Source organism: Streptomyces erythrochromogenes (genome assembly GCF_040684695.1).
GTDB classification, from domain to species: domain Bacteria; phylum Actinomycetota; class Actinomycetes; order Streptomycetales; family Streptomycetaceae; genus Streptomyces; species Streptomyces erythrochromogenes_C.
Genome location: NZ_JBFBGM010000019.1, coordinates 85,179 through 98,202, shown reverse-complemented (window position 1 = coordinate 98,202; position 13,024 = coordinate 85,179). Strand labels below are relative to the sequence as shown.

At 73.5% G+C, this 13,024-nt stretch carries 15 protein-coding genes; 9 read left to right on the top strand and 6 right to left on the bottom strand.

Going from position 1 to position 13,024, the window contains the following annotated elements:
* Window positions 1-54 precede the first annotated feature (54 nt).
* Together AB0O53_RS25820 and AB0O53_RS25815 are read right to left on the bottom strand one after the other, a co-directional pair.
* Window positions 55-486, bottom strand: a complete 432-nt coding sequence (locus AB0O53_RS25820) for a pyridoxamine 5'-phosphate oxidase family protein (protein WP_350995936.1) — start codon at window positions 484-486, stop codon at window positions 55-57.
* Window positions 487-521: 35 nt separating this feature from the next.
* A complete protein-coding gene (locus AB0O53_RS25815) occupies window positions 522-848 on the bottom strand; it encodes an STAS domain-containing protein (RefSeq protein ID WP_350995553.1) in 327 nt (108 codons plus the stop codon).
* 283 nt (window positions 849-1,131) lie between these two features.
* Here AB0O53_RS25815 and AB0O53_RS25810 point away from each other — a divergent pair, with 283 nt between their 5' ends.
* Complete coding sequence (locus AB0O53_RS25810; protein ID WP_350995552.1) at window positions 1,132-1,857, top strand: response regulator; 726 nt, start codon at window positions 1,132-1,134, stop codon at window positions 1,855-1,857.
* A 26-nt stretch (window positions 1,858-1,883) separates the two neighbouring features.
* Here the strand turns inward: AB0O53_RS25810 and AB0O53_RS25805 are convergent, their stop codons facing one another.
* Window positions 1,884-2,759 carry a universal stress protein gene (locus AB0O53_RS25805; protein WP_365198563.1) on the bottom strand — a complete coding sequence of 292 codons (876 nt, stop codon included), beginning with the start codon at window positions 2,757-2,759 and terminating at the stop codon, window positions 1,884-1,886.
* 335 nt (window positions 2,760-3,094) lie between these two features.
* On the opposite strand from AB0O53_RS25805, the gene AB0O53_RS25800 reads away from it, so the two are divergent.
* A complete protein-coding gene (locus AB0O53_RS25800; RefSeq protein WP_365198560.1) occupies window positions 3,095-3,802 on the top strand; it encodes a response regulator in 708 nt (235 codons plus the stop codon).
* A gap of 52 nt (window positions 3,803-3,854) precedes the next feature.
* On the top strand, window positions 3,855-4,319 hold the full coding sequence (locus tag AB0O53_RS25795; protein ID WP_350995547.1) for a Crp/Fnr family transcriptional regulator: 465 nt from the start codon (window positions 3,855-3,857) through the stop codon (window positions 4,317-4,319).
* Here AB0O53_RS25795 and AB0O53_RS25790 read toward each other — a convergent pair.
* Both AB0O53_RS25790 and AB0O53_RS25785 read right to left on the bottom strand, forming a co-directional pair.
* The gene (locus AB0O53_RS25790) at window positions 4,310-6,058 is read right to left on the bottom strand and encodes a sensor histidine kinase (protein ID WP_365198556.1); all 1,749 of its coding nucleotides are present in this window, start codon (window positions 6,056-6,058) and stop codon (window positions 4,310-4,312) included. The genes AB0O53_RS25795 and AB0O53_RS25790 overlap by 10 nt on opposite strands.
* Window positions 6,059-6,152: 94 nt before the next feature.
* Window positions 6,153-7,058, bottom strand: a complete 906-nt coding sequence (locus tag AB0O53_RS25785; RefSeq protein ID WP_365198553.1) for a universal stress protein — start codon at window positions 7,056-7,058, stop codon at window positions 6,153-6,155.
* 261 nt (window positions 7,059-7,319) lie between these two features.
* Between AB0O53_RS25785 and AB0O53_RS25780 the strand changes: the two genes are divergently transcribed.
* From AB0O53_RS25780 to AB0O53_RS25755, 6 genes are read left to right on the top strand one after another with little or no spacing between them, the layout of a single operon-like run.
* The gene (locus AB0O53_RS25780) at window positions 7,320-7,988 is read left to right on the top strand and encodes a CBS domain-containing protein (protein WP_350995541.1); all 669 of its coding nucleotides are present in this window, start codon (window positions 7,320-7,322) and stop codon (window positions 7,986-7,988) included.
* Window positions 7,989-8,044: 56 nt separating this feature from the next.
* Window positions 8,045-9,037 (top strand): Acg family FMN-binding oxidoreductase, encoded by a 993-nt coding sequence (locus tag AB0O53_RS25775; RefSeq protein WP_350995538.1) that lies wholly within the window; start codon window positions 8,045-8,047, stop codon window positions 9,035-9,037.
* Between the two features lie 59 nt (window positions 9,038-9,096).
* Window positions 9,097-9,432: an ArsR/SmtB family transcription factor gene (locus tag AB0O53_RS25770; protein ID WP_350995536.1), complete on the top strand. Its 336-nt coding sequence runs from the start codon at window positions 9,097-9,099 to the stop codon at window positions 9,430-9,432.
* Window positions 9,432-10,094: a cation efflux transmembrane domain-containing protein gene (locus AB0O53_RS25765; RefSeq protein ID WP_365198549.1), complete on the top strand. Its 663-nt coding sequence runs from the start codon at window positions 9,432-9,434 to the stop codon at window positions 10,092-10,094. The genes AB0O53_RS25770 and AB0O53_RS25765 overlap by 1 nt, the downstream gene beginning before the upstream one ends.
* 2 nt (window positions 10,095-10,096) lie before the next feature.
* Entirely contained in the window at window positions 10,097-10,750 is a 654-nt protein-coding gene (locus AB0O53_RS25760) for a methyltransferase family protein (RefSeq protein ID WP_350995933.1), read from the top strand.
* Between the two features lie 51 nt (window positions 10,751-10,801).
* The gene (locus tag AB0O53_RS25755; RefSeq protein WP_350995532.1) at window positions 10,802-11,749 is read left to right on the top strand and encodes a cation diffusion facilitator family transporter; all 948 of its coding nucleotides are present in this window, start codon (window positions 10,802-10,804) and stop codon (window positions 11,747-11,749) included.
* 49 nt (window positions 11,750-11,798) lie between these two features.
* On the opposite strand, the gene AB0O53_RS25750 is transcribed toward AB0O53_RS25755, so the two are convergent.
* Complete coding sequence (locus AB0O53_RS25750; RefSeq protein ID WP_350995530.1) at window positions 11,799-12,776, bottom strand: phage baseplate protein; 978 nt, start codon at window positions 12,774-12,776, stop codon at window positions 11,799-11,801.
* Window positions 12,777-13,024: the final 248 nt, after the last annotated feature.

Sequence of the window (13,024 nt, the reverse complement as noted above, 5' to 3'; positions counted from 1 at the left end):
AGGTGCCCGGCTCCAGGTGCCCGGTCTCACCTGCCCGTTCTCAGGTACCCGGTTTCAGGCCCTGGGCGCGGGCGCCGGGCGGGACGCTCGTGCCTCCAGCCGGAATCCGGTGACGAGGTCCGGGCGGATCCGCAACGCGCCGGTCGTCGGTGGTCCGGCCCAGGGGCGCAGCACGTCCGCGTAGCGGTCGGCGTCGTCGGCGTGGGCCACCGGGCGCGCGTAGCCGGTGACGACGACGCTCCAGCCGAGGTGCGTGTCGGGGTCGATGACGTCCGCTTCGTAGGCCACGACCACCCCGGGATCCTCGGCCGGGGCCGCCAGTGAGCCCAGGGCCCCGCCTTCGTGGATGCGGACGATGATGTCCTCGCCGTCGACGAAGTGGTTCACGGGCCGGACGGCGGGCAGGGCGTGCCGGGTGAAGACGATGCGTCCCAGCGACACCGAGGCGAGGAGCCCCAGGGCCTCGGCCCGGTCCAGTTCCCGCATGTGCCGGGGGGCCGCGGACGGGGACGGCTGCGCGGTCACGAGACGACGAACCGCAGGTCGCGATCGGCGGCGAGCACCCGCATGGACTTGATCACCTGGGGCGGTACGTCGCACAGCAGGAGCCGGGTTCCCGCCGCACGGCAGCGCCGGTCGAGGCGGGTGAAGAGGTCTATGCCCGCGCTGTCGCAGAAGGAGAGGCCGCGCAGGTCCAGTACGAGGGTCCGGTGGCCGGACTCGGCGAGTTCGCGCAGGCGCGGCCCCACGTGCTCCACCGTGAAGAAGTCGAGTTCTCCGGCCAGGGCGATTCTCAGCCCGCGGTCGTCCCGGGCCACGGTCTTCAGGTCGATCAGGGCGGTCCTCATGGCGTCCTCCGCGCTGCGTGCGGCTCTGTTGGAGTCGCCCGGTTCCCTTTGTGCTCCCAGTCCATCCGGTGCGGCGGCCCGCGGGGAGGTGCCGGCAGGCCCTGCAAACAGGGCCGAAGGTCCCTTTCCGCAGGGCCTGCCGGGACCTCCCCGCGGGAACGGGACCTCCCCGCGGGAACGGCGGCGCCGATCAGGGCCGATCGGCCCTGTCCGTTCGGCCGTGCGGGAGGCAGGATGCCGGTATGCGTGCGTCAGGCACGTACCCAGGCCAAGGAGTTGTGTCATGACCGGCAGCGGTGCTCCCTCCCCCGCGGCGAGCGCGGGCGGCGCGACCGAGCCCATCAGCGTCTTCCTGCTCGACGACCACGAGGTGGTCCGGCGGGGGGTGCACGACCTGCTGGACGCCGAGCCCGACCTGACGGTGGTCGGCGAGGCGGGTACGGCGGAGCAGGCGCTGGTCCGCATCCCCGCGCTGCGCCCCCGGGTCGCGGTCCTGGACGTGCGGCTCCAGGACGGCGACGGGGTGAGCGTGTGCCGTGAGCTGCGCTCCCGCATGCCCGAACTGGCCTGCCTGATGCTGACGTCGTTCGACGACGAGGAGGCGTTGCTGGACGCCGTGATGGCCGGGGCCTCCGGCTACGTGCTGAAGCAGATCACCGGCACCGACCTGGTGACCGCGGTACGGACGGTGGCCGCCGGCCAGTCGATGCTCGACCCCGGGGCCACCGCGCGGTTGATGGCCCGCATGCGCGGCGAGACGCCGAAGGAGGAGCAGGTCCCGGGGCTTCCCGGCTGCACGGACCGGGAGAAGGAGATCCTCCTGATGGTCAGCGAGGGTCTCACCAACCGGGAGATCGGCAAGCGGCTGTTCCTCGCGGAGAAGACCGTCAAGAACATCATCTCCCGGCTCTTCGTGAAGCTCGGCGTGGAGCGGCGCGTCCAGGCCGCGGTCATCGCCAGCCACGCGCTGACGCCGCCCGGACGGCGCCCGGTGGCCGCTCCGGAGTAGGGACGGGCAGGCCCGTCCCCCGGGGTTCAGCGGTGCGGGACGACGGCCACGGGGCAGACGGCGTGGTGCAGGACGGCGTGGGCCGCCGACCCGATGCGCGAGCCCAGCACCGCGTCGCGGACGCGCCGGCCGACGACGAGCAGCCCGGCGTCCGATGCCGCGGACAGCAGCACCTGGCCCGCGCTCCCCTGCTGGACGTGCGCGACGACCTGCACCTCGGGGTACCTCGCCCGCCACGGTTCCAGGGCCTGCTCCAGCGCGGCCTTCTCGTACGGCTGCAGCCCGCCGAGCCGGTCGGCGATCCACAGCGAGCCGGGGCTCCCCGCGTAGACCGGGGGCAGGCTCCAGGCCCGGACCGCGCGGAGCGCGACCCCGCGCGCCGCGGCCTCCTCGAAGGCGAAGCGCAGCACCTCGGCGGACTCCTCCGCGCCGCCCTGCTGGCCGACGACCACCTCGGCCCCGTCGGCCGCGGACACCGGCCCGCCCTGCTCGGCGCGGACGGAGACGACGGGGCACTCGGCGGCGGCGATCAGCTGCTGCCCGTACGAGCCGAGCAGGAAGCCGGCGACGGCGCCGTACCCGCGGGAGCCGAGCACCAGCATCTCCGCGCCCTTGGCGGCGCGCAGCAGCGCCGGCACGGGGACGTCGGGCACCACTTCGGCGGTGAGCGCGAGCCGCGGGTGGCGGCGGGTGAGCCCGGCCTCGGCCTCCTCCAGGATCTCCTGGGCCCGGCGGGCCTCGACGGCACGGTCCTGGACGACCGGGACGGCGAGCGGCTGCCACAGCCAGGCGTGGACCACGTGCAGGTGCAGGTTGCGGAGCACGGCTTCCCGTGCGGCCCAGTCGGCAGCGGCCCTGCTCTCCGGGGAGCCGTCCACTCCGACGACGAGGGTGTGCTTCACGGGTCTGTCCTCCGTACTGACGCGCGGGGCGTCGGGGTGGCCGGGCAGGGATGGGCGGCGGCCGGCCGGGGGAAGGACCGGTCGCCACCGGGATTCACCTTCCTCGGACCGGTCGGGGGTGTGAAAGGGCCGACCGTCCCTCCCCGAGGGACGGTCCTCCCCTGCCGGCCGCCCCGGGCCGGGGACCAGGGTGTGGGCATCGGCCCGGTCGACGGACGTCCCGGCCCGTGCCCGGTGGACCGGCGGGTGGGCTCGACGCCCTCCTGAGACAATTCGGGTGGAAGCAGTTACGGCGTCACGCGGATCAGGCGGATCAGGCGGATCAGGCGGCGAACATGTCCGACGTAACGGGCGCCTCTGCGGAGGCTCCCATCAGGGTGTTCCTCCTCGACGACCACGAGGTGGTGCGGCGCGGGCTGCGGGACCTGCTCGACGCCGAGGCCGACATCACCGTGGTCGGCGAGGCGGCCACGGCGGACCAGGCCCTGGCCCGGGGACCGGCCCTCCGTCCGGACGTCGCCGTCCTCGACGTCCGGCTGCCGGACGGTGACGGGATCGCGGTCTGCCGGGAGCTGCGCTCGCGGCTGCCGGAGCTGGCCTGCCTGATGCTGACGTCGTTCGACGACGAGGACGCCCTGCTGGACGCGATCATGGCGGGGGCGGCCGGCTACGCGCTGAAGCAGATCAAGGGGACCGACCTGGTCGCCGCGGTGCGGACGGTCGCCACCGGCCAGTCCATGCTCGACCCGGCCACGACCGCCCGCCTGATGCGCTCCCTCCGCGCCCCGGAGGCGGCCGGGACACCCGAGGACACCCGTCTGGCCGCCCTCTCCGAGCGGGAGCGGGCCGTACTCGAACTCATCGGCGAAGGACTCACCAACCGCCAGATCGCGAAACGGCTCTACCTCTCGGAGAAGACCGTCAAGAACCACATCTCACGGCTGCTGGGAAAGCTGGGAGTCGAACGGCGGGTCCAGGCAGCCGTCATCGCCGCGCAGGTCCACGACCAGGGGCACGGCGGCGAGGCCGCGCCGAGACGTTGACCAGCTGCCGGTCCGGAGCCGCATCGGACGTGAACCAGGGAGGCTTTTTCTGATGGATTCCACCTCTTCCATCCGTTTCAACGCGGCGCTGCCGGCCGATTGCCGTAGCCGCCTGATGGAGCTGGCCGGTGAGGTCAACTTCGACGAGGGGGCGCACCTCTTCCGCGAGGGCGGTCGCGCCGACCGGTTCTGGATCGTCCGTTCCGGCACGGTGACCCTGGACGTCCATGTGCCGGGCCGGCGCGCGGCCGTCATCGAGAGGCTCGGCACCGGCGAGCTGGTCGGCTGCTCGTGGCTGTTCGCCCCGTACACCTGGCGGCTGGGGGCCGAGGCCATGACACCGGTGCGCGCCCACGAGTTCGACGCCGTGCGCGTGCGCGAGCTGATGGACGCCGACACCGCGTTCGGCGCGGCCCTCGGCCACTGGGTCGGACAGGTCCTGGCCCATCGCCTGCAGGCCGCCCGGGTCCGCCTGCTCGACCTGTACGCGCCCTACGGCAGCGGCAGCTACCTGTGACGGGGCGGCCCGCCCGGCGGTGAGGTGAGCGGAACGCTCCAGGTGAGGCGGGTACCGGCCTCACCCGCCTCCCGCGCGGTGACCCGCATCCGGCCGCCGAGCCGTTCGGCGCGCTCGGCGAGATTGCGCAGTCCGCTGCGCCGGCCGCCCCCGGCCACACCGACGCCGTTGTCCGTCACGGTCACGGTCAGGACGCCGTCCCGCGCGACGACCGAGGCTTCCGCCCGGGTGGCCCGGGCGTGCCGGGCGACATTGGCCAGGGCCTCTCCGAGGACCGCGAGGACGTCGTCGGCGACGGCGGGCGGCACCTCGGTGTCGATCAGCCCCTCCATCCGCAGGGCGGGCGAGAACCCGAGGCCCTCGGCGGCACCGTCCACGGCCCGGACGGTGCGAGAGCGCAGCGTGGGGGCCGCTCCGGGTGACTGCCGGTCGCGCAGCCCGAAGATGGTGGACCTGATGATCTTGATGGTGTCGTCGAGGTCGTCCACGGCACGGGCGAGCCGTTCGGACGCCTCGGGGTGGTCGACGAACCGCTGGGCGCTCTGCAGGGTCATGCCCGTGGCGAAGAGGCGCTGGATGGCCAGGTCGTGCAGGTCCCGGGCGATGCGGTCGCGGTCTTCGAGCAGGCTCAGCTGTTCGGCGTCGCGGCGCCGGTCGGCCAGTTCCAGCGCGAGGGCGGCCTGGTCGGCGAATCCGGGCAGCGAGGCGACCTCGGCCGTGGCGAAGGCCGGTCGGCCGTGGCGGCGGGCCAGGACCAGGATGCCGCCGGGCCGTTCCCCGGTACCGACGGTGACCCCCACGGCCGGGCCGAAGCCCGTCCACCGCTCCGGCTGCACGGTGACGCGCGGATCGGCCGACACATCGGCGACCGTGACCAGGCCCGCGGCGGCCAGGGCGGCCTCGGCCAGGGTGCCGCCGGTGCTCGGCAGGACGATGCCGCGGTGCGCTTCGGCCCGGTGGCCCAGGGCGATCGAACCGCGCAGCTCCCCGGCGGGTCCGACGAGGTAGATGACGCCCAGGTCGGCACCGGTGATGTCCTTGGCCCGCTCCAGCATGCCGGCGAGGACGTCCTCCTCGGGGGCGCCGGAGAGGAGGGCGCTGGTGATGTCCGAGCTCGCTTCCAGCCAGCGCTCGCGCAGGCGGACCTCCTCGAAGAGGCGGGCGTTCTCGATGGCGATGCCCGCGGCGACCGCGAGCGTGGACAGGACGGCCTCGTCCTCGGCGTCGAACTCGGCTCCGCCGCGCTTCTCGGTGAGGTAGAGGTTGCCGAAGACGTCCTCGCGCACGCGGATGGGGACGCCGAGGAAGGAGTGCATCGGCGGGTGGTGGGGCGGGAAGCCGTACGAGGCCGGGTGCTCGGCCAGCTCGGACAGGCGCAGGGGTTCCGGGTGGCGGATCAGCTCGCCGAGGATGCCGTGGCCGGACGGCAGGTCGCCGATCCGGGCCCGGAGGTCGTCCGTGATGCCGACGGGCAGGAACTCCGCCAGCTTGCGGTCGTCGCCGATCACGCCCAGCGCGCCGTACTCGGCGTCCACGAGGACGACGGCGGCCTCGACGATGCCGTTCAGGACCTGGGGCAGGTCGAGTTCCCGGCCGACGGACATGACGGCCTCCAGGAGCCCGTTCAGCCGGTCCCGGGTGCCGCGGACCTCGTCCATGCGGACCTGGAGCTCGTCGAGGAGCTCGTCGAGCCGCAACCGCGGCACGCCGCCGGATGCGGGCCGGCCGTCCGCGCTCATGTCCCACCTCCGGCCGACGCCAGGCGGTCCAGGGCCACCTCGTTCCACGGTAGTGCCGACGAAGACCCCGCACCCGCCGACCACGGCTCGGCCGTCACGTGCCGCCGAAGTCGGCTCCGGTGCGGGGGACGAGCAGGACGGGGCAGTGCGCGTGGTGCAGGAGGCTGTGCGCGGCCCGTCCCAGGCTGCGCGTGAGGCCGAGGGCTCCGGGGACCCGGCGGCCGCCCATGACCAGCAGGTCGGCCCGGCGGGACGCCTCGACCAGCACTCCGGCCACGGAGACGCCCTTCTCGGCGTCGGCCCGCACGTCGAGATCGGGGAACTCCTCGCACACCGCGTCGCTGACCGCCCGCAGGGCGTCCGCGTGCGCACCCGCGATGGCGTCGACGTCGTCGAGCATGCCGACCACCTCCCCGACGGACTCCAGTACGTTCCACACGTGCAGGAGCCGCAGGGATCCTTTGCGCAGTTCGGCCTCGCGGGCGGCGTACCGGGCGTACAGGAGGTCGTGCTCGTCACGGACGGCGGCGAGGACGGTGCCGGTCTCCTCCGCCCCTTCGGTGCCGCGGACGACGATGACGGGAGTGGTGGCGGCGCCCGCGAGGTCCAGGCCGACCGAGCCGAGCAGGAGGGAGCTGAATCCGCCCAGGCCCCGGTTGCCCACCACGACGGTGCCGCGCAGGGCGGCGGCCCGTCGCAGGCTGCCGACGGCGTCCGCCGGGCTGAACTCGGTGCTCACGCGCAGACCCGGGTACTCGGCCGTCACGGCCTTCTCCGTGTCGTCGAGGAGCCTGCGGCCGTTGTGGCGGACCTGTTCAAGGGTCTCCGCCGGCACGTACAGCGCCCGGCCGTCGGTGTCGGCTCCGTGGACGATGTGCAGGGGGCGGTCGCGGCGTACGGCCTCCCCGGCCGCCCACATGGCCGCGGTACGGGCCGGGGCCGAGCCGTCGACGCCCACGACCACCGTGCTGGTGTCCGGGGTACGGAATGTGCTTTCCACGGTTCCTCCCAACCGAGAACCCGATGAGGGACACCCCTCACGCTGGCACCGGCGCCGCGGCGTGCGCAGGGCCGCCCGGGGCCGCGATCGGGACCGAAGGTCCCCCTTCCGTCCGGACGCCCGGTCGCGTGCGCCCGGACCGTACGGCCCCGGGTGGGGACCGTTCGGCCCTCGATCGCCGGACGGTACGGACGCATGGTGGGGGGACACCACGACCCGGACGCACGTTCCCCGCGTGACACGGCGGAGCAGGAGGACGTCATGAAGCACATCAAGGTGGCGGATCTGATGACCGACGAGGTCGTCTCGGTGGCTCCGGAGACCGCCTTCAAGGACGTCGCCAAGCTCCTCGCCCAGTACGGCGTCTCCGGACTGCCCGTCCTCGACGGCGAGGACCGCGTCGTGGGTGTCGTCTCGCAGACGGACCTCCTGGCCCGCACGGCACCGGCCCCGCACCCGTTCCACGAGGACGCGGCGCCGGCGGATCCGCCCACGGCCCGCGACGTCATGTCCGCCCCCGCGGTCACGGTCCGCGCCGACGAGACGGCCGGTGACGCGGCCCGGCTCATGACCCGCCGGGGCATCGAGCGGCTGCCGGTCGTGGACGAGGAGGACCGGCTGGTCGGCATCGTCACCCGCAGGGACCTGCTGCGCCTGTTCGTGCGCCCGGACTCCGAGATCCGCCGGCGGGTCGCCGACGAGGTCCTCACAGAGGTGCTGGACGTGCCGCCCGGCGACATCGACGTCCACGTGGTGGACGGCGTCGTCACCCTGGAAGGCCGCATCGAGCACCTCAGCCGGCTCCGCGTACTCCTGCGCCTCGTCGAACAGCTCGACGGGGTCGTCTCCGTGGCGTCCCACGTCACGGCCCGGACCGACGACACACCGACCGCCCGGAACGGACGCGCCGGCCACGCGCTGATGTGGTGACCGGGCGCAGGGCCGGAAGCGGACCGTACGAGCACACACACCCACAGGACAGCGCCATGACCTCCGCACGCCTCGACCCCGACAGCGCGGCCCGGCTCGTCGGCGACGCCGTGACCGCCCCCTCCATGCACAACGCCCAGCCGTGGAAGTTCGTCTTCCGCGCGGCTGACGACGTCATCGAGTTGTACGGCGATGCGGAACGCGCCATGCCGCGCACCGATCCGCAGCACCGGGCGCTCCATCTCGGCTGCGGGGCAGCCCTGTTCAACCTGCGCGTTTCCGCGGCACGGCACGGACTCCGGACGCTCGTGCGGCTGCTGCCCGATGCGTCGCAGCCCTGGCTGCTGGCGACGGCGGCGATCGGCGGACCCTGCGACGACGACCACGACGAGCCGGCCGACCTGTACGCCGCTCTCCGGCGCCGGCACACCAGCCGCTTCCCGTTCAGTGACGAACCGGTGCCCGAGGCCCTCCTGGACGGTTTGCGGGGCGCCGCCCGCTGGGAGGGCTGCCGGCTGACCGTCGTCGGCGGCTGGCACCTGGAGACCGTGCTCGGCCTCGTGCGGGACGCGGAACAGCGTGAGGACATCGACCCGCTCGTCCGGGCGGAGACCTCCGCCTGGGTCTCCCCGGCGAACGCCGCGTCCGGTGCCCGCCGCGACGGCGTTCCCGCCGACGCGTTCGGCCCGCGCAGCTCCCGGGGCACCTCCCCCGTACGGGACTTCGGCCGGGACGCCCCCGTGGCGGACCGGGGCTGGGCCGTGTTCGAGGAGCGGCCCCGGCTCGCCCTGCTCGGCACCCCGACGGACACCCGGGCCGACTGGCTGCGGGCCGGGCAGGCGCTGGAGCGCGTCCTGCTCCGGGCCACCGCCGACGGCCTGGCCACCTCGATGACCTCCCAGCCCCTGGAGTGGCCGGAACTGCGATGGACGGCCCGCGACCCGCTCGACGCCATGGGGCACGTCCAGATGGTCCTGCGCCTGGGATACGGACCCCAGGGCCCCCAGACACCCCGCCGGCCCGTCGCCGACGTCCTGGAGATCCGGTGATGCCCCGCGCAAAATAGTTCAGGACTTCCTGAATTCAAGAATCGGTGTACTGTCGAAGTGTGCTGAACACCGCCGAAGACATCGAGGTCCTGGCGCGCTTCGGACGCGCGCTGGCCGATCCGATCCGCTGCCGCCTGCTCCTCGAGATCCGCGAGGCCCCGGCGCACCCTTCCGACCTCGCCGACAGGCTGGGCATCTCCCGCACCCGGCTGTCCAACCACCTCGCCTGCCTGCGGGACTGCGGCCTCGTGGTCGCCGTCCCCGAAGGCCGCCGCACCCGCTACGAGCTGGCCGACGCACGCCTCGGACACGCCCTCGACGACCTCCGCTCCGCGGTCGTCACCGTCGCCGCCGACCGGACCTGCGCCGAGGCCGACGAGAAGGGCTGCTGCTGATGGCCGCCCTGGCGCTCGGCCCGTCGCCCGCCCGGCGCGACGTGCTGACGCGCCGCATACGCCTGCTCGTGGCGGCGACGATCGCGTACAACGTCGTCGAGGCCGGCGTCGCCCTCACCGCGGGCGCCCTGGCCTCCTCGACCGCGCTGGTCGGATTCGGCCTCGACTCGGTCATCGAGGTCTCCTCCGCGGCAGCGGTCGCCTGGCAGTTCTCCGCCAAGGAACACGCCCTGCGGGAGGCCCGCGAGCACCGGGCCCTGAGGATCATCGCCGTCTCCTTCTTCGCGCTCGCCTCCTACGTCACCGTCGACGCGGCCCGGTCTCTGACCGGCACGGGCGAGGCGTCCCCCTCCGCGCCGGGCATCGCCCTGGCCGCCCTGTCGCTCGCGGTCATGCCGTTCCTGTCCGCCGCCCAGCGCCGGGCGGGGCGGGAGCTCGGCTCCGCGTCCGCCGTGGCCGACTCCCGGCAGACCCTCCTGTGCACCTACCTCTCCGCCGCGGTCCTCGCCGGCCTCGTCCTCAACGCCGCCCTCGGCTGGACCTGGGCGGACCCGATCGCCGCACTCGTGATCGCCGCCATCGCCGTCAAGGAAGGCCGCGACGCCTGGCGGGGCAGGGGCTGTTGCGCATCCACCACCGGAAAGACGAAGGAGGAGCGGTGACCATGTGGGCCTGGACCGCACTGGCGTTGTTCGCCGTATGGGCGCTGACGGCGTTCGGCGTCCGGGCCGCCGTGCAGCGGCGCCGCACCGGGGACGCCGGCTTCCGCGGCATCTCGGGCCGGCCCGGATCCGCCGCGTGGTGGGCCGGCGTCCTGTTCGTCCTCGCGCTCCTGGGCGGGGCGGCCGCTCCCGCCGCCGCGCTGGCCGGAATGCCCGCGCTGCCCGGCACGGGCGACGGTACGGCCCTTCGCTGGACGGGGCTGGCCGCGGCCCTGGCGGGAATGGCCGCCACCCTGGTCGCGCAGAGCGGGATGGGCGCCTCCTGGCGCGTCGGAGTGGACGCCGCCGAGCGCACGGAACTCGTGACCTCCGGCCTCTTCGCGTACGTGCGCAACCCGGTCTTCACCACCATGACCGTGACCGCCGCGGGGCTCGCCCTGATGGTCCCGAACGCCCTTGCCGCCCTCGCGTGGCTCGTGCTCGTCCTCGCCGTCGAACTCCAGGTCCGCGTGGTGGAGGAACCGTACCTGGCCCGGGTACACGGCCCCGCCTACGCCGGCTACACGGCGCGGGCAGGCAGGTTCGTCCCCGGCGTGGGCCGCCACGCCCGCCCGACCGCGACGTCCGGGGCCGCGGGCCCACCCCTGCCAGGCTGACCACCGGATCGGCCGGCGCAAACAGACAGACGGACCAGGAGGTACCGCACCATGGGACACGGCCACAGCCACGGCTCCTCGCCGGGGGACGGCGGCGGCGACGGGCACGCCCACGGCCCGCGGATCGGCAGCGCCGGCGAGCGCCATCAGAAACCCCTGGCAATCGCCTTCTCCATCACGGCGGCGTACGCCCTGGTGGAGGTCGTGGCCGGCGTCATCACCGGCTCGCTGGCCCTGATCAGCGACGCCGCCCACATGGGCACCGACGTCCTGGGCCTGGGGCTGGCCCTCGCCGCCATCCGTCTCGCGAAGCGGCCGGCGTCGGGCCGGCGCACGTACGGCACCTACCGTCTCGAAGTGCTGGCCGCGATCATCAACGGCCTCCTGCTGTTCGGCGTGGCCTTCTACGTCCTCTACGAGGCCGTGCAACGCTTCCGCGACCCGGCCGAAGTCCCCGGCCTCCCGGTCCTGGTCGTCGCCGTCATCGGCCTCGTCATCAACTTCATCTCCTTCCGCCTGCTCACCGCGGGCGCCAAGGAGAGCCTCAACGTCAAGGGCGCCTACTTCGAAGTCCTCGCCGACATGCTCGGTTCCGTCGGCGTGATCATCGGGGCCCTCGTCATCTGGACCACCGGCTTCGAGTACGCCGACCCGATCATCGGCGCCGCCATCGGACTCTTCATCCTGCCGCGCACCTGGAAGCTGATGCGCCAGGCCCTGCGGATCATCATGGAAGTGGCCCCGCCCGACGTCGACGTCGAGGCGGCGGAACGGGACCTCGCCGCCGTCCCCGGTGTCCAGCAGGTGCACGACCTGCACATCTGGACCATCACCAGCGGCATGGAAGCGGCATCGGCCCACGTCATGATCAAGGACGGCGCCGACTGGCACGCCGTCCTCGACGAGAGCCGCCGGATCCTCGCCGAGCGGTACGGCGTCACGCACCCCACGATCCAGGTGGAGCCCGCCGACCACGCGGAGGAACCGGCGGGGTTCTGACCGGACTCCGCATCCGGTGCCCGGCGGCCGGGCACCGGATGCGGGGGACTCAGACCAGCGCGTTCTTGTAGAAGATGCTGGAGCGCCGGTCGCCTACCTCGCCGGTGGCGAAGCCGAGGAAGAGGCGGCTCTCGCCGGCGTCGGTGCGGTAGACGGCCAGGCCCTCGGGCTCGCGGTGGTGGAGGGTGGAGCCGGCCTTGGTGAGGACGGGGCCCTGCTTCACCGTGCCGGTGTTGATGTCGATGCTGGTGAGGTAGGTGTTGCCGTCGCCGACGGGGTCACCGGGCTCGGGGTAGGCGTCACCGGTCAGGTAGTACATGTACGAGCCGTAGAGGGCGTAGCCCTGCGCGGTTCCGGGGATGGCCGGCTGCTTGAAGTCGACGAGCGGCGCGCCGAAGGTACGCGTCTGGAAGGCGGAGAGGGGGTAGACGGCGATGCGCTTGCCCGCACTGGTGTGGTAGCGCACGATCATGCGCTGGTACACCGGGTCGACGGAGCAGGTGTACTCGGCGGCCCCGGGGATCGGCCGGTAGGCGGCGGAGGCGGCCGGAGAGGCCAGGGTGGTGTTGGCCGTGTAGCGGACGGGGGCGAGCGCGGTGCCGAACCCCCCATCGGCGGCGCACTCGATCCACAGCTCGGTGCCGGATCCGTCCGGAAGGGCGGCGAAGGCGACGCCGTGACCGAAGCCGTCGAGGTGCATGTAGGAGAGGTAGTTGCCGTCGAAGTCCATCTTGTTGATGCACAGGTCGCCGTCGGCCTCGGTGCTCCCGCTCCGCTTGGTGGCGACGAACAGGAACTTGTTCACCCAGTCGAAGGCGAAGCTCTGCTGGACCCGGGCACCGTGCGTGTCCTTGGAGCGGAACAGGTCGTACGACGGCTGCGCGAGATCGAACCGCTTGGTGGCGGGCACCGTGGCGGCGGACGCGCTCTGCGCGCCGATGCCGAGCCCGAGCCCGGCGAGCGAGGCGCCGGCCCCGGCGCGTATGAGGCCGCGACGGGAGAGCGGGAAGCCGGAGGGGTGGTTCATGGGGGGACTCCAGAACGGTGGTGCGGGGGCAGGACCAGGTGATGTTACTCGTCGGGATTCTGCTGCAACGGACCGGGCCGTGCTGGGCAGTTGGACTCGGGCGACGGCCGCGGTGCGGCTGTCGCGGCAGCAGTACGCCAGTGCCGCCAGGGCGTTGGGGCGTCGCCGGCGGACACGGGCCGTTGCGTTTTCGGGAGCCCCGGCGGGCCGGACCTGACGGACCTGCGTCGTGCGGGTGACGTTCACCC